Origin of the sequence: Nostoc cycadae WK-1 (assembly GCF_002897135.1) — a bacterium.
GTDB lineage: Bacteria > Cyanobacteriota > Cyanobacteriia > Cyanobacteriales > Nostocaceae > Nostoc_B.
In genome coordinates, this window is the sequence record NZ_DF978430.1 from 196,982 (window position 1) to 214,098 (window position 17,117).

General features: G+C 41.3%; 9 protein-coding genes. 6 read left to right on the plus strand and 3 right to left on the minus strand.

All coding sequences use genetic code 11. The features are described 5' to 3' along the window. Nucleotides 1–206 precede the first annotated feature (206 nt). A complete protein-coding gene (locus NCWK1_RS16040; RefSeq protein WP_103125392.1) occupies nt 207–1,610 on the minus strand; it encodes a hypothetical protein in 1,404 nt (467 codons plus the stop codon). Nucleotides 1,611–2,671: 1,061 nt separating this feature from the next. Between NCWK1_RS16040 and cofH the strand changes: the two genes are divergently transcribed. From cofH to NCWK1_RS16065, 5 genes are all read left to right on the plus strand, one after another. Next, a complete protein-coding gene (cofH, locus tag NCWK1_RS16045) occupies nt 2,672–3,829 on the plus strand; it encodes a 7,8-didemethyl-8-hydroxy-5-deazariboflavin synthase subunit CofH (protein WP_103125393.1) in 1,158 nt (385 codons plus the stop codon). A 172-nt stretch (nt 3,830–4,001) separates the two neighbouring features. Beyond that, nucleotides 4,002–4,397, plus strand: coding sequence for a photosystem II protein Psb27 (gene psb27 / locus NCWK1_RS16050; protein WP_096576903.1), 396 nt, complete (start codon nt 4,002–4,004; stop codon nt 4,395–4,397). 284 nt (nt 4,398–4,681) lie between these two features. Then, entirely contained in the window at nt 4,682–6,181 is a 1,500-nt protein-coding gene (locus NCWK1_RS16055) for a family 10 glycosylhydrolase (RefSeq protein WP_096576905.1), read from the plus strand. An 81-nt stretch (nt 6,182–6,262) separates the two neighbouring features. Further along, on the plus strand, nt 6,263–6,556 hold the full coding sequence (locus NCWK1_RS16060; RefSeq protein ID WP_096576907.1) for a hypothetical protein: 294 nt from the start codon (nt 6,263–6,265) through the stop codon (nt 6,554–6,556). After that, nucleotides 6,543–6,824 (plus strand): type II toxin-antitoxin system RelE family toxin, encoded by a 282-nt coding sequence (locus NCWK1_RS16065; RefSeq protein WP_103125394.1) that lies wholly within the window; start codon nt 6,543–6,545, stop codon nt 6,822–6,824. Before NCWK1_RS16060 ends, NCWK1_RS16065 begins: the two co-directional genes overlap by 14 nt. An 83-nt stretch (nt 6,825–6,907) precedes the next feature. On the opposite strand, the gene polA is transcribed toward NCWK1_RS16065, so the two are convergent. Continuing rightward, entirely contained in the window at nt 6,908–9,826 is a 2,919-nt protein-coding gene (gene polA, locus NCWK1_RS16070; RefSeq protein ID WP_103125395.1) for a DNA polymerase I, read from the minus strand. Nucleotides 9,827–9,940: 114 nt separating this feature from the next. Between polA and NCWK1_RS16075 the strand changes: the two genes are divergently transcribed. Next, nucleotides 9,941–12,268: a hybrid sensor histidine kinase/response regulator gene (locus tag NCWK1_RS16075; protein WP_103125396.1), complete on the plus strand. Its 2,328-nt coding sequence runs from the start codon at nt 9,941–9,943 to the stop codon at nt 12,266–12,268. 288 nt (nt 12,269–12,556) lie between these two features. Here the strand turns inward: NCWK1_RS16075 and NCWK1_RS16080 are convergent, their stop codons facing one another. Continuing rightward, nucleotides 12,557–16,780: a chemotaxis protein CheB gene (locus tag NCWK1_RS16080; protein WP_103125397.1), complete on the minus strand. Its 4,224-nt coding sequence runs from the start codon at nt 16,778–16,780 to the stop codon at nt 12,557–12,559. Between the last annotated feature and the right edge of the window lie 337 nt (nt 16,781–17,117).

The following is a 17,117-nucleotide window of genomic DNA, read 5'->3' on the forward strand; positions in this document are numbered from 1 at the left end:
TAAGTGGGAATTATTAGAGAGAAATAAATATTTGTCTTGTCTGTTGTTACATTCTGAGGCGGAAATTCTGGAATCTGTAAATTGCCAGATGGCACTGTTAATAATGTATTATTTTGGTTATTTCTCATGGAGCTAAATCAATTGGGGAAAAACATAACTAACAAGAGATGAGATTTAGTCAGCATATATTGCTTTAGTGGTAATCCTTAATACTGTTGTAGCTTTTCTTGCATGTCTAGATTTTGGGTTACTTGGTACTCTTTAATTAGTGGTTGCCAAATTATGTAAATTAAACTAAAAATCGCCAGGTAAATAAAGAAAGGTGTCATTAGAGAAACATGAACATTAAAATATATGGGCAATATAGTTTTATATCCATAATCTAGCCAATGGAGAAATAGTCCTCTGGAAATAAACATCACTAAATTTGTCAATAAATTATCAGATGGGTTGGTTGATACTCCGGATAGATTGATGAAAATTGATAAAGTTCCTAATATTTTAATATATTTAGTTTTACAATACACAATTGGAATAACAATAAACGGTGTGGCAACTACTAAATGCCGGGGGCCAAAGCAGACATCACCTGACCAGGCATAGTAAGTAGAATTATAAATTAATACACATAAAACAAATATCCCCGAAAATAAACATACGCTGTTTTTTATAGTTTTATTTTTTAGTAAAGAGATAACAAAAAGAAATGTCATAGGAAAATAGAAAAAAATTCCTCTATAAGGGCTAAATGTTAATCCCCATAAAATTTCAAGCGTAGGCAATTTAAAAAAGGCGTGAGCTAAATTTTTACCTTCTTTAGCTTGACTTAATTGCTTAAAGAAAAGTGAATTAGGTGTTGTAAATATTGAACCTGTAATTGAATAATTATAGTACAGAATAATAGCTAAAAATATTGAATATCCACAACCAATTAAAATTATTTTTTGAAAAATATTTTTTGATTTATTTTTCAGATTTACATACAACCAAAAACCTAATAAAAGAAAGATTGGCAATATGGCAATATAATCAAGCATTTGAGCCATGCCGAGACATAAACCAATTAAAAAACTATTTTTTTGCTTAACAATAAGGTAAAAAGCTATAAAAATAAATGACATTGTATAGGCATGACTCCAAATCCCGTTAGTTGAATAAAAGAAATTTAAAGAACCAAAGATAAAAATAAACACTAACCACAGTTTTTTAATCAGGTCTCCTGTAAAACTTTTGAGTATTTTAAACATCATTACAGCTACAATTCCCAACAAAGGAGCCATGATAGTAATATTAGAAAGCATGGTAAACCCAGCCCAATAAGATTCACTTACAGGAACACCTAGGGAATTCATTAAATTTCGATAAATAAAATATAAAGGCGACAATAAAATCGGTACTCCAGGCGGAATTACGGCATAAAAATGGTCTTTAACTTGTAGGATATCAATATGAGAACGATATCCTGGCTGAAGTGCAAAGGTGCCAAAATCAACAAGTGATTGAATGGCATCAGTGTAACGAGCATTTTGAGCGCCATCTGGTGTTACATGGAGAGCAATCAAGATAAAAACAGTAACAAATATTTTTTGAGGAATAGCTTTTGTCAACATACTTAAAAAAGTTATTGGGCTGAAGTTGATTTATATAATTTGCTCAATAAATCAATAAAAAACGTGCTTATTTCACTTCCATATCACGCTAGATAAGTTTAAGGTTGAACCCAGCGTTCTATGTAGTCGCCAAATCTCCTGCTTCAATAGAAGTTAATCAAAATATTACTAAATTAAAAACTGTAATAGTAAAAATTGTCATGCCAATTTGCCAACAACTTCTGTTATTGCGTTATACTTAAACTGCTTCTGTAACTTTCCGGATACGATGAGCTAAAGAATGAAAATATAAAATTCTACTATATGTGTAGGGGAATAGATGTAGCATGACAAATGCTGAGGCATTTGGCAAAAAATGCTCATTTAACGGTGGTTGTCATAGATGAGTATTGTGAACTTTTTTAAAATAAAATTTACTGAAAATATTAAAAAAGCAATTCTCCAATTTTCAGTTTTTAATTGTGATTGCAATCCCAAGAAAACTTGCATGGCTGCACCATGTTTAAGTTAAATTATTGCTATTTTGACTTGATTTGTAAATTTAAGTTTGCTTATTTTATATCAGTGAAGCGCTAACTCAGTTTAAAATACACCCAAAAATTCCAGATATTAGCAACTGCGATCGCAGCTTTATCAAAACCTGTACCCTTCCCTAACCCTGTAATTTTTCTCCTTCATCCCTCAGACCTATGTAGCTGATATCAGTAAATCACTGAGAAAACAAATGCACCTAACGAGTAGGTGCAAAGATTAGGTAATTACAGAATTAATACTACTATGTAAAACTAAGTAGGTAATAACTCAGGAGTTAATAGAGTCTACCTGAAGAACCCATAAATCGTTTCCGTAAATCTACTGAATTTTTGCCTAAAAGTCATAAAATTAGTAATGATAAGTAATTTTACGATTAGCAAATTTTCTTAAGTAATTAAGCTGAGATTTTTAATGATAAAAAATTTAATCCCCAGAGGCAACGAAATAGGGCTTAATAAAAGCTATAGACTTAAACCAACAGCCAGCACAACAGTCAAAAGTATTTTTATAAGTTTTAGCTATTAATTGTGATAAACACTTCTATTGAAAACATTCTTGACCGTGCCTTACTGGGGTACGATTTATCTCCTCAAGAGGGGGTAGTGTTGTTAAAACAAACTGACCCCAAGGCGATCGCCGCGATTCGTAGCACCGCCGATCAACTCCGCTACAATCAGGTAGGTGACACTGTAACTTATATCATCAACCGCAATATTAACTTTACTAACATTTGCGAACAGCATTGTAGTTTTTGTGCATTCCGCAGAGATGATGGTGATGCGGGTGCTTATTGGTTAGATTGGGGGCAAATTTTAGAAAAGTCACAAGATGCAGTTCGTCGGGGGGCGACAGAAATATGTATGCAGGGTGGATTAAACCCCCAAGCCCAGATTAACGGTAAATCTTTGCCTTATTACCTCAAATTAGTTGCAACTATTAAACAAGCATTTCCTCACATTCATTTACACGCCTTTTCGCCCCAAGAGGTGCAGTTTATCGCCAGACTTGATGAGTTAGATTATGCAACTGTGATTGCGGCTTTGCGTGATGCTGGTGTTGGTTCTATGCCAGGTACAGCCGCCGAAGTGTTAGATGATGAAGTCAGAAAAGTATTGTGTCCAGAGAAAATTGACACAGCTACTTGGTTAGAAATTGTCTCCACAGCCCATAAATTAGGTTTACCCACCACTAGCACCATGCTATCGGGACATATCGAAACCCCAGAACAGCAAATTGGTCATTTAGAAAAATTGCGATCGCTGCAACAAACTGCCATTAATCAAGGCTATCCAGCAAAAATTACCGAGTTTATTGTCTTACCCTTTGTTGGTCAAGAAGCGCCGAAATCCTTACGCCGTCGAGTGGGGCGCGATCAACCAATCTTAGCTGATGCTTTGTTATTAGGGGCTGTAGCCCGGATTTACTTAGGGAATTGGATTCCTAATCATCAACCAAGTTGGGTAAAGTTGGGACTAGCCGGAGCGAAAGAAGCTTTAGTTTGGGGTTGCAATGATATTGGTGGCACTTTAATGGAAGAACACATTACCACAATGGCGGGTGCTGTGGGTGGAACTTGTATGGAAGTGGAAAGTTTGCAAAATGCGATCGCATCTTTAAAACGACCTTATCAACAACGTGATACTCTCTATCAAAAAGTGCTGAGTAGAGGATTATATTACTTTTGAACGCCAGTTGCTACCCTTCGGGAACGCCTTCGGCGAACAAGTCGGCAGAGCCGCCCAACGCACTGGCTCCTTTTAACTTTTGACTTTTGACTTTTGACTTTCCTCATGATCCCCAAGATACCAATCCAAGATAGGATGGACGGTGATTTACGTGTAGTTTCAGATAATGCTTATGAAACGCTATTGGTCGCGTCTGCTTGCCTTAGTTTTGGTTTTAGCCATTGGTTTAATTGGCTGTTCTAGTCCTGATAGTTTGTCGGGGGACTATCGCCAAGACACATTGACTGTAGTCAGTACCTTGAGAAAAGCCCTAGATGTATCTGAAAGTTCACCAGATAGAGCAGCACTCCAAGCAGATGCGCGTCAAAAAATAAACGATTTTTCTGCCCGCTATCAACGGGCTGGTTCGATTTCGGGTTTAAGTTCTTTTACAACCATGCGTACCGCCCTCAACTCTCTGGCGGGACACTACAGTTCTTACCCAAACCGTCCAGTTCCTCAAAAGCTGAAAACCCGTTTAGAACAGGAGTTTCAGCAAGTAGAGTCTGCATTAAAGCGTGGTGCTTAACTATTCCGTTATATTTTTTCAAAGTCAAGAGTCCAGAGTTATTACTTTGGACTCTTGATTTATTTATTTTTACCAAGTTATATCTGAGTTTAAAATTTTACCTCTGAGAAATACCTGTGGATATTACGGCATTGCTGAATAGAAGAACCTAAAAAAAATCTAGCAACAGTAATGGGGTTTTGGCAGTCTTCCAAATTAGGCTTCCAAGCCCTTATTTTTAGACTATAACAATTGATACACACTAATACTCAATTCCTGTGAATTTGTACATCTACCTTGCAGGTATGTCTCACCGTCCCGCAAAACATTTCAAAGCAAAATTATTCTGGCAACGCTTGTTCGCTGTGATTTTTAGCAGTAGCCTGTTAATGCCTAACTTGATCAGCCAACCAGTACAAGCGCAAGTCAAACAAGATTGCCTGTTATCGACCACAGCAGCGCAAACAAAAGAAAAATTACGTTTGTTGGCACTAAAAGGCGATCGCGATGCCCAAAGCCGCTACCAGCAATTAATACGCCAACACGCCCAAGATTTAAAAGAATGTCGCAGTCGTAATTGGCCAAAAATTCAAGCTGTTTGGTTGCGTCTTTATCCCTGTGACATTCAACCAGGGTTAATTGACCAAATTATGGATCGTATGGTCAACCGTGGCTATAACCAAATTTATATAGAAACCTTTTATGATGGGCAGGTACTACTACCAGCAGCAGATAACCCCACAATTTGGCCTTCTGTAGTGCGTACACCTGGAACAGAAAAGATAGATTTACTCTCCATCGCCATTCAAAAAGGGCGGGAACGGGGATTAAAGGTTTATTCTTGGATGTTTACTACCAATTTTGGCTATACCTACGCCCAACGTGCAGATCGAGAACCAGCGATCGCTCGCAATGGTAAGGGACAAACCAGCTTATATGTTGTAGAGAACAGTTCCCAAGTATTTATTGACCCCTACAACATGCAGGCCAAACGCGATTACTTCCAGATGGTGCAGCAAGTGCTACGTCGTCGCCCAGATGGTTTGCTATTTGATTATGTGCGTTATCCCAGACAAACCGGTACTGATTCAATTGCGACAAAAGTCACTGATTTATGGCTATTTACCCCAGCCACGCAAGAAGCTTTATTTCGTCGGGCGTTGAATAATAAAGGGTTAGATTTGATGCGGCGGTTCCTTATGAAGGGATACGTCACCGTAGCAGATATCGATCAAGTCGATAAACTTTATCCCCAAGAAGGGGAACCGATGTGGCAAGGTAGGACTCCGCCACCACAGCAAAAGTCACTTTTACCAGCAGCTGACAGACAACCAACTTTGCAAGTTGAACTCTGGCAATTGATGGTTGCCCACGCTATGCAAGGCATCTTAGATTTTGTCGCTTTAGCCAGTTATCCAGCACAGCAAGTAGGCATTCCATCGGGTGTGGTATTTTTCCCAGATGGTAATCAAATGGTGGGACAAGGTTATGATTCCCGCTTGCAACCTTGGGATAGATTTCCCAGTAACTTGCAATGGCACGCTATGGCCTATGCAGTTTGCAGTGATGTTAGTTGTATTACAAACCAAGTGCAACGGGTGATCAGTGCGGCAAAACCTGGGACACAAATTATTCCCGCCTTGGCAGGGGCATGGGGACAATCAACCACCACTCGCCCATCACTAGAAGCCCAAATGCAAGCATTACGCAAATTTGCGCCTCAACTAGCGGGAGTCAGCCATTTTGCTTATTCTTGGCAGTATCCTGAAAATGATAGCGATCGCAAATTCTGTCGCCTGCGTTAATCACAGAACTGACGCACAAAGATCGTCAACTATCCCAGATGCTAGAATCACCCTAGCATCAACACTTCTACATCAGCCTGCATGGAAAAAGTCGAACTGCAACTTGATACTAAAACCCTAGAAAAAGCACTTGCCTTAGCACAGTCCCATCATTGTGACTTGTCAGAATTGTTTGCATACGCAATTGAACACCTCACAGCAGCAGAACCAATATTGGTGTCATCAGAAAATTATCAAGAATTAATTAATCGAGTGAATGAATTGGAGGATATGCTATTAGGTCAAGCGGCTGAAGTAGCTCTGAATCAATCAACAATGGTTGGTACTGAGAATTTTACATCTGCACTGGAGCGTTTAGCGAATGGCGAGGCTTGATGGTTTAGCAACTGTTCTAGATTTTTTGAATGGTTTGCAGCCAAAAATAGCAGCGCAGATTGCGAAAAAAGTATTGGCTTTGAATGTTGATCCTTTACCTGCTGATAGTCAGCAGTTATCTGGCTATCAAGGTTATTATCGAGTTGATAGTGGCGAATATCGCATTGTTTATCGTTTTTTTGCTGAAGAAGATTTAGTAGAAGTAATTTTACTGGGTAAACGTAATGATTATGATGTCTACAAAAAGTTAAAGCGTTTATTGGGATAATTGCAGCGATCGCAAATTCTGCCGCCTGCGTTAAAAAAGCAGAGGGGAAGCCGAATTTATTCCCCTCAACTTCTAATTACGAATTACTTTGTCTCCATCCAATTATCACCCGCACGCACATCTACCAGTAACGGCACACTCAAAGACACTGCACCTTCCATAACTGATTTAATTTGTGGTTGCAATTCTGACCATTCTTGAGGCGGAACTTCAAACACTAATTCATCATGAACTTGCAATAACAAACGTGCCTGATATTGTTTTAAAATTTCATGCAATCTCACCATTGCGATTTTAATAATATCGGCGCTGGAACCTTGAATGGGTGCATTAGCCGCAGAACGAAGTAATCCAGCATCGAAAGGGCCTAAATTTTTTAATTTACTCAAGTCAATCTCTTCAGGATTACTATTTTTTAACCTGCGTAAACTGTTATTAGTAAAATCAAAATAACGCCGACGACCGAGGATAGTTTCGACATAACCTTGTGCGATCGCTTGTTTTTTTACTCCCTCTAAATAGGCAAAAACTTGAGCATAACGTTCGTTAAACCGCTTAATAAATTCATTAGCAATGTTTTTATCTATTCCCGTTGAGCGCGAGAACCGCAGTGAACCCATCCCATAAATTACACCAAAGTTAATCGTTTTGGCTACTCTTCTTTCGTCTGCGGAAACATCATCTTTTTCAAACACTAATCGAGCCGTGACTGTGTGAATATCTTCATTTTGCTGATATGCTTGCACTAACAATGGTTCTTGACTTAAATGTGCCAAAATTCTCAACTCAATTTGTGAGTAATCAGCAGCTACCATTAAGTAATTTTTGTCTGGTAAAAATGCCTTGCGAATTTGCCGACTAAAGGCTGTTCTAATGGGGATATTTTGTAAATTTGGGTTAGAAGAAGATAACCGACCAGTTGATGTTGCCGTTTGGTTAAAATCAGTATGCACTCGTTGAGTATCTGGACGCACCAATGCGGGTAGCGCATCTACATAAGTAGATTTTAATTTAGCTAAAGTACGATACTCAATTATTGCCTCTACAAACCCTGTGTTATCAACTTCTAATAGCTTTTCTAAAGTCGCTGCATCGGTAGAGTAACCAGTTTGAATTTTTCGAGAATATTTAGTACTTAATCCTAACTTTTCAAATAATATTTGACTCAACTGTTTTGGAGAACCTAAATTAAATTTTTCCCCAGCTATTTCCGTTGCTTGTGCTTCTAACTTGGCTAAATCTATTTCTAGTTGTTGTGATAGTTCTTGCAAATAAGCAGAATTAATGCTAACACCAGTGTATTCCATCTCTGCAAGAACTGCTTCTAATGGCTGTTCTACTTCGAGTAATAGTTGCGATAAAGCTGGAAATTTATCGAGTTCTTCGCGCAATTTTGCTACTAATTGCCATGTAGCATAAACTTGGAAACAACAATAATTTGCTACAGCCAAAATATCTAAGTCAGCAATGGTTTTACCTTTAGGAACCAACTCGGCATAATTTCGGATAGACAAACCTAAATATCGTAAAGCCAAATCAGTTAAATTATGGCTAGTATCAGGATTTAAAACATAACTAGCCAGCATGGTGTCAAACACAATTCCCGCCAAATTAATTCCTTGACAGCGAAATACTAATCTGTCAAATTTGCCATTCTGAAATGTTTTAGGATAATCAGCACTTTCTAAAATTGGACGTAGAGATGCAAGTGCGATATCTTTATCTAAATTTTCCCCGTTTTTATGTGCTAGAGGAATATAAGCTGATTCATCTGGTTGGGTTCCCCAACAACAACCAATTCCAACTAAAGCCGCATCTCGTGGTTCTAAATCGCTAGTTTCTGTATCCCACGCCACTGGTGTTGCTGGGTCAATAAATTGTTTTAATAAATTTACCAATTCGGTAAGTTTGGCTTCGGTATTGATAATTTGTGGTTGAATTTCGGAAACTGGTTGCTGTTGATATGCGGCTGTTTCAGCGGCAGTAAAAAACGATAAATCACTATCATCATCATCAGTAATTGCTGCTGCTGATGTTGCGGGATTTTCTGCGACTACACCACCAAATTTCTGTTGAAGTTCGTTAATTTTCTGTAAAAAAGTAGTGAATTCTAGTTTTTCTAAAATCGGCGTGAGAGTACTTGTGTCAAATCCGGTTAATTGGCAGTTTTCTAAATCAACTTCCAGAGGCACTTCGGTGACTATTTGGGCTAAATATTGAGACTTTTTAGCATCCTCTTGACCTTCTGTAAGTTTTTTCTGGGTTGCGCCTTTAATTTCCGCTAGTGCAGCATAAATGTTCTCTAAAGAACCATAGCTATTTAATAGCTGGACTGCTGTTTTTTCGCCTATGCCCCTCACCCCTGGAATGTTATCTGATTTATCACCACACAGAGCTTTAAAATCGACAATTTGTGTAGGTAATACGCCTAATTTTTCTTTAACTTGTTCTGTACTAAATTCTGTGATGCTATTTGTAGAGCGTTTTAGAGCATCGGGACTAAAGTTTAAAACTGTAATTTCTTTGTCTGGGTCAATTAGTTGAAATAAATCGCGATCGCCTGTTAGAATTTTCACTTTATATCCAGCAGCCGTCGCCTTTTGTGATAGTGTTCCCAACACATCATCCGCTTCGTAACCAGGCGCAGTAAAAATCTTTAGGTTCAACCCAGTGAGTAACTCTTGCAGATTTTTTAAATCAGGCACAAAATCTTCTGGTGTCCCCGGACGGTCGGCTTTGTAGGTATCGTCAGCTTCGTGGCGGAAAGTGGGTAAACCCAAATCAAAGGCTACCGCCATAGCTTGTGGCTGTTGTGTCGCCATGACTTCCAGCAAAGATTTAAGAAAACCAAAGCAGACACTCGTCGGTATCCCTGTTTTAGTTCGCAGTCCGCCATCTCGTCCTTTGGCAAAAGCGAAGTAGGAACGAAATGCTAAAGAATGCCCATCGACTAAGATGAACGTGGGGCGTGTTTTAGTTAGAGAAGTAAAAGTTTCAGACATAGATATATATTAAAGAAAATTTTTAAGGACTATCACTAGCACAAGATTAATCGGTAGTTATAATCCAAATGATGAAAGCTCACAAATTACTTAGTGTGCTTTCAGCAAAAGAGCGTGACAAGATCAAATAAAACCAAACTCTCCTTTCAGTTGGGAGTCGGCTTGCGTAATAAAAGCATAAATTTCAGCTTGAATGTTTTGGGCGATCGCACACTAACTCTGAAGTGGCACCTGGTGTTACTGGTGGCAGGGACATTACTTCCTGTTGTGCTTTTTGCTGTTGCTGTTGTCTACAAACTCTCGCTCAATGAGCGTGCAGCATCAGAACGCCGTTTGGTTTTAGCAGCACGTAACCTCACTCAAGATGTAGAGCGCGAAGTTTCCAGTACCACCAGGACACTCCAAGCACTGGCAGCCTCTGACCGACTCGACAACAATGAATTAAAAGCATTTTATAACGAAGCAAAGCGCACAGTCCAGACGCAGCCAACTTGGTTCAATGTGATTCTCCTCACCCCAGACGGACGACAACTGGTGAACACCTCTTATCCTTTTGGTGCGTCACTACCTTTGGTAAATGAGCCGGAAAGTCTGCGCTATGTAGTTAAAACACACCAACCCACTGTGGGTTATCTTGTCCTTGGAGGTGTGAAGCGGAAATTGGCGTTCCCCATTCGTGTTCCCGTCATCCGCGATGGCAAGCTCAGGTATGTACTTAATGCCGTGATTACCCCGCAAGCACTCGCCAGTGTCATTAAAACCCAGACACCTGTTGATGGAGAATGGACACGTACTGTTGTTGACGGTCGCGGTATAGTTGTAGCCAGGACTCGCAGCCCTGGGCGCTTTGTGGGAAAGCCTAGTACACCATCTTTTGTAAAGCGAATCACCGCCACAACCGAGGGAGTTTACCGCGATACAACCTTAGAAGGAGCGCCAGTTTACCTTGCCTTCAAACGAGCCAGCTTCTTTGATTGGACAACCGCCGTTGTTGTACCGATTGAGATGATTGAAAATCCGCCTCGCCGTGCTATGTGGCTTGTTATTGGCTCTGGTTTGGTGTTGCTGGTGGTAAGTGGTGTAGGTGCCTTTATGCTCTCGCAGTGGATTTCCCAAGGCATCACAGAGGCTGCTGATGCCGCAGAAGCCTTGGCTCAAGGTGAATATCCCTGCATCAGTGCCTCAAGCATTCAGGAAGTAGCTTTGTTAGGCAAAGCTTTAGAAATGTCTGCTGACCTGCTGGCGCAGCGTCAGCGTGAGCGAGACGAACACTTAACCCAAGTCGAAGCAGCGCGGACTTTAGCAGAGACCGCTAATCGTCTCAAAGATGAGTTTTTAATTACTGTCTCCCATGAACTGAGAACCCCTCTTAACGCCATTTGCGGCTGGGCGCAGTTGCTCATTACCGGGAGACTGGACAAAGAAAAAACCCAACAGGCGATCGCCATTATCGAACGCAATGCCAAAATCCAGGCACAATTGGTAAATGACCTCCTCGATACATCGCGGATTATTATTGGCAAACTCCGCCTCGAACCACAGCCGCTAAATTTAGCTACTGTGATTGTCTGTGCGATCGATTCGGTGCGTCACGCCGCTGAAGTTAAAAACATCGATTTACAGTTACAACTTGCCCAGGTTGATCTGGTATTAGGCGACCCAAATCGGCTGCAACAGGTTGTTTGGAACCTCCTCTCAAACGCTGTCAAATTCACACCCCAAGGTGGGCGTATTGAAGTGCAACTTCAGCAGGCTAACTCCCAGGTGGAAATTATCGTGCGCGATACTGGTGTGGGCATCAAGACAGAATTTTTGCCACACGTTTTTGAACGCTTCCGTCAAGCTGATGGCTCAACTACTAGAGAGTTTGGCGGTTTGGGGCTAGGTTTAGCGATCGCCCGTCATTTAGTGGAAATGCACGGCGGGACAGTACAAGCTGATAGTGAAGGTCAAGGTAAGGGTGCAACTTTCACAATTAAACTGCCAGTGATGGTTAGTCAAGAGAACATCAGCACCACACCAATAAAACCCGTAGAGCCAAAAAACTTACACAGGCTGGAGGGTGTGCGCGTGCTGGTAGTTGATGACGAAACCGACGCTAGAGATATTATTTCCGCAGTACTTATACAGCAGGGAGCAGAAGTACGCACCTGTGGTTCAGCTGCCGAGGGGTTAAAAGAAGTGTTGGCGTGGAAGCCCACGGTAATTCTTTCTGATATTGGTATGCCCCAAGAAGACGGCTATGATTTTATGCAAAAAGTTAGGCAGTGCGAAAGGCAAGTAGGTGTTCATATTCCGGCTGTAGCGGTTACAGCCTTTACACGAGAAGAAGATCGGCTCAAAGCGATCGCCGCAGGTTATCAAACACATATACCCAAACCCATCGAACCAACCCACTTAGCTACTGTGGTGGCCAGCCTAATAGCAGATATAAAGGTATAAGTAATATCGTGTCTGGTGAAATACTGATCATGAAGGCCGCAGGGGTGCAGGAGGAAAGAATTAAAAACCAATGAATTTGCATCAAGATTTTCATGAAATGGTCAGTAAGTCGGCGTGAACAAACAAAAATAAGTTCAGAAAGGTAAACAAGGCTACCATCCTCTTCCCTCCTGCCTTCTGCCTCTCCGCAGTCGCTACAACGGGGGGAACCCCCGCAACGCGCTGCTCTCTGCCTCCTGCCTCATCCCAACTACAAATATTTACGCCGTTCTACTTAGTATCAGCACTTCAAACACGCCCCGTCAAAGCGGCAACTAAAACTATTAATTGCTGAGGTTCAATCGGTTTAGCTAGGTGCATTTGATATCCTGCGGCCAAAGCTTCGGTATATTCTGTATGACCAGCATAAGCTGTAAGGGCGGCGGCGGGAATTTGTCCACCGACTGCGGGACTCAGCGCTCTGATTTGCCGAATCAGTGTATAACCGTCTTCTCCTGGGAGACCGATATCAGACAAAAGTGCATCATACCCCCCAGGATTGGCCATCAGTGTTGATAGTGCGGCGCTGGCTGAGGCGACTGCTGTGATATCAACTCCATATTCTCCTAAAACTAATTGAAATAACTGACGTATATCTGGTTCATCGTCCACCACCAGTACCCGCACACCTACTAGGGAGGGAAGTTTATCAGTTGAGATTTCTGGCAGACTGTTTCTGGTGAAAAATGGCAATGTAGTAGATATATCCGAAATTTCGTTTTGGTTATTTTGTAGTGGTAGCTTGACGGTAAATGTTGCGCCTTGACCTTCTCCTGGGCTGTGGGCTTCTACTGTACCGCCGTGGAGTTCTACCAAGTGACGCACAATCGAAAGCCCTAATCCTAACCCAGGATTTGAGCGAGTTCTGCTACCATCAGCTTGACGGAAACGGTCAAAAAGATAAGGGAGAAATTCAGGATTGATACCTTGACCTGTATCGCTGATTTGAATTTGCGCTTGAAAAGCAGCGTATTTTAATTGGACATCAATTCTCCCTCCATTTGGGGTAAATTTAATGGCATTAGAAAGTAAATTCCAGACAACTTGCTGTAAGCGAACTGGATCACCGACTATCGGTCTGCTTGAGGGTGCTAAACTCGTGTTGATTTGAATGTTTTTGGTTTCTGCGGCTAGACGAACAACCGCGATCGCATCTTCAATAATCGGCACAAGCTCAATAAATTGAGCATCCATTCGCAGTCTACCTGAGCTAATGCGGGAAATATCCAACAAATCACTAATCAGATGGGCTTGAGCCTGGGCGCTGCGTTCAATGGCTTCTAAACCCTGATTCACTGTCTGTTCATCCAATTGATGAGTTCGCAGTAAGTTAGCCCAACCCAGCATCGCATTCAGAGGGTTTCGCAGTTCATGAGAAAGAATTGATAAAAATTCATCTTTGGCACGATTGGCTTTTTCAGCTGTTTCACGAGCAGATTGTTCTTGAGCCAACAGTTGAGTCCGTTCTATTTCTAACTGCTTTTGTTGAGTAATATCTTCAATGACTAAAAGGATCATTGGTGCATCATGGATGTGCGTCAGTTTCCGCGCATTCAGCCGCATAATTTTCTGCCCAATTTGCTCAAATTCATTTTCAATTTCCATGTCTTGAAATTGGCTTTGGTGGGGCAGAATTTCTTCCAGGAGCGATCGCAATTGCGGGATATTCCACTGCCCATTGCCGATTTCATAAATCAAGCATTGTTCGGTTTCTGCTGGCAATACCTGAAATTTTTCGTAGAAAAACTGATTAGCGGTAATTACGCGTAAATCTGTATCTAACACGACCAAAGATTCTCGCACAGTGGCGACAATTGCTTCGGCGTAATCTCTAGCTGCTGTGATTTGTCTGGCGCTGCGTTTGAGTTCGTCAATATCCACCAAAACCACTACAGCACCGTCAATTTTGTTGTCTATTGTGCGATAGGGACGAATGCGTAAATCATACCAGTGTCCCTCTTGGTCTTGTACCTCTTGAGTTTTAAAGTTGAGTGTGCGGATGACTTCGATAATCTGCTGTTCTAAGTCAGGAATATTTAAGTTGTGATTAATATCACTAAATGGTCGCCCGACATCGGAAGGAATCAGGTTAAAAATTCTTTCGGCTACAGGAGTAAAGCGACGAATGCGTAAATCGCCTCCTAGCATAATAATTGGCAGATTGATACTGCTCAGGAGATTTTGTAAATCGTTACTGACTTGAGTTGATTCAAGATTGCGGCGTTGCAGTTCGTCGTTAATTGTGTTTAATTCTTCATTAGTTGCCTGAATTTCTTCTTTAGCCGTTTCTAGTTCTTCATTGGTGCTTTGTAATTCTTCGTTACTAGAGAGAATTTCTTCGTTAGCGGCTCTCAAGTCTTGGTTAGTGGCTTGTTGTTCTTCAATAATCGATTGTAAATATTCTTTAGTTGTGGCTAAATCTTGTTTGAGTTGGTTAATTTCCTTTTGGTCATCGGTTGGTTTGCGTGCGCGATTGCGGGTGCGATTACTGGTGGCTGGGCTTGACTCATCGCCAGCAACACCTAACATAGAAGTGGCGATCGCGCTCATCTCTGCAAACATCACCAAAAAGTAGCGTCCTGTATCTACTACAGGCGCATCAAATGGGATCACATCAATTCTGATCCGTTTGACTTGATCTGCGTCTCGAATTTGCATACCTTCTTTAGTCACCGCTATTCCGTGCTTTTTCGCTTGGTGGATAGCAGTGCGTAGTTCTAGCCGTAATTCTTCTTTAGCTATCTTCAGCAGATTAAAACTGGGTCTGCCTGATGGTAGTTGCAAATAAGGGCTAGTTTGTCCCCGAAATTGCACAATTTCTAGATCATTGTCAATCACTACACCAACTGGTGTGTATTGGTTCAAAATAATCCGGTCAGCCACTTTTTGAATTTCTAAGTCATTCCCCATCTCTTCTCTGACTAGTGGCGGCGGATTGGTAGCTCCGATGGCATAATTGTTGGGAACTAAATCAATCGTCGGCCGAGTAGCAGCCATTTTGCCAGAATAAATTTTGTACTTGCGGTCAATCAAAGCAAACAAGTTGCTAAACTCGCCGACTGTCTCTGATGTGCCTAGCATTAAAAAGCCTTGTGGCTTCAGAGCATAGTGGAAAATGGGAAGCAGTTTCTTTTGAACACCAGAACCCAAATAAATCAGTACATTGCGACAGGTAATCAAATCTAGGCGCGAAAAAGGCGGATCACCAATTAGGTTTTGTCTGGCAAAAACGCACACTTCCCGCACTGGCTTGCTAATTTGATAGCCACCTTCTACAGGGACAAAAAAGCGCTGGAGGCGATCGGCTGAGACATCGATTAATTGGTTATGCTTGTAAATACCGATTCTCGCTTTCTCAATGGCTATCTCATTAACATCAGTAGCAAACACTTGGATAGGGCGATTAATTCCCTGATTGTGCAAATATTCCTGTAAGCAAATCGCCATCGAGTAGGCTTCTTCACCCGTGGAACATCCCGCCACCCAGATGCGAATGGCAGAATCACTCGATTGTTCTTTGGTAATAATCGGAAATACTTTGGTTTTTAAAGCTTCAAACGCTTCAGGATCGCGGAAAAAACTCGTCAGCGTAATTAGTGCATCGTAATACAAGGCTGTCACTTCTGCCGGATGATCCTGAAGATAACGTACATAATCTTCTAATCTCTCTAACTTATATAAAATCATCCGTCGCAGAATCCGCCGCTTGAGGGTGGTTTGTTTGTAGTGGTTAAAATCAACACCCGTAGTAGCTTTTAACAAACTAAAGATGATAGAAAGAGCATTGCTATCTGTGGGGATAACGTCAGCCGATTTTTCGGGGGTGGGATAACTAACATAAGGATGATGACTGATTTTGGCTAATTCTTGAGCGATCGCTTGTGGTGTTAACACAAAGTCTACCTGACCAGAAGCCACCGCCGTATTCGGCATACTACTCACTTGTGCCGATTCTTCACATTGGGCAAAGGTAATCCCTCCTGCTTCCTTAATTGCTTCTAAACCCCTAGCACCATCCGCATCGCCCCCAGACAGCACCACCGCAATAGCTTTGCTTCCCCGTTCTTGCGCCAAGGAAAAAAAGAACGTATCAACTGACATAACGTGACCGCGAATCTTTTGACGCGGACTCAGTTGTAGTTTTCCCTCCGAGATGGTCATCATGGCATTGGGGGGAATCACATAAACATGATTCGGTTTTACCACCATCTCATTTTCTGCTTGCACTACCGGCATCTGAGTAGCTTGTGACAGAATCTCAACCAACAAACTTTTTTGGTCGGGGCTTAAGTGCTGAATCAACACAAATCCCATACCAGTATCACTAGGCAAATGGCTAAGTAATTGGGTAAATGCTTCTAAACCTCCGGCAGATGCACCAATCCCCACAATGGGAAATAATTCATTTTGATTTTCCTCATGCTCTTGGTCAGGAGTAGAAGACTGAGGTTTTTTTGGCCGCCTAGGGTTCATGTTTTATAAACGATGATGGGGTTGTTGCATAACCTGTAAATAAAATACGCTGTTGCATCGCTTGACTTTAGCCCACTAGAGACAGATATTATGCAGTTAAGATTTAGGAGCAAGTATGTCACAGTATGCACGCTCCTCATACTACTAATTTCATTGCACTGTTTCTCATAGAGAAAATTGGGTGAACTAATTTTTGGATCTGAGATATTCAAGATTGCTGCTGCCACTTAGATGAATATCTGAACGAATCATCAAACATTGATACCAAAAGACTTTGCCATTCTCTTTTTACGTGATTTTCCCAAATTCATTTCTGAGAATCTTCGATCCCCCCTTA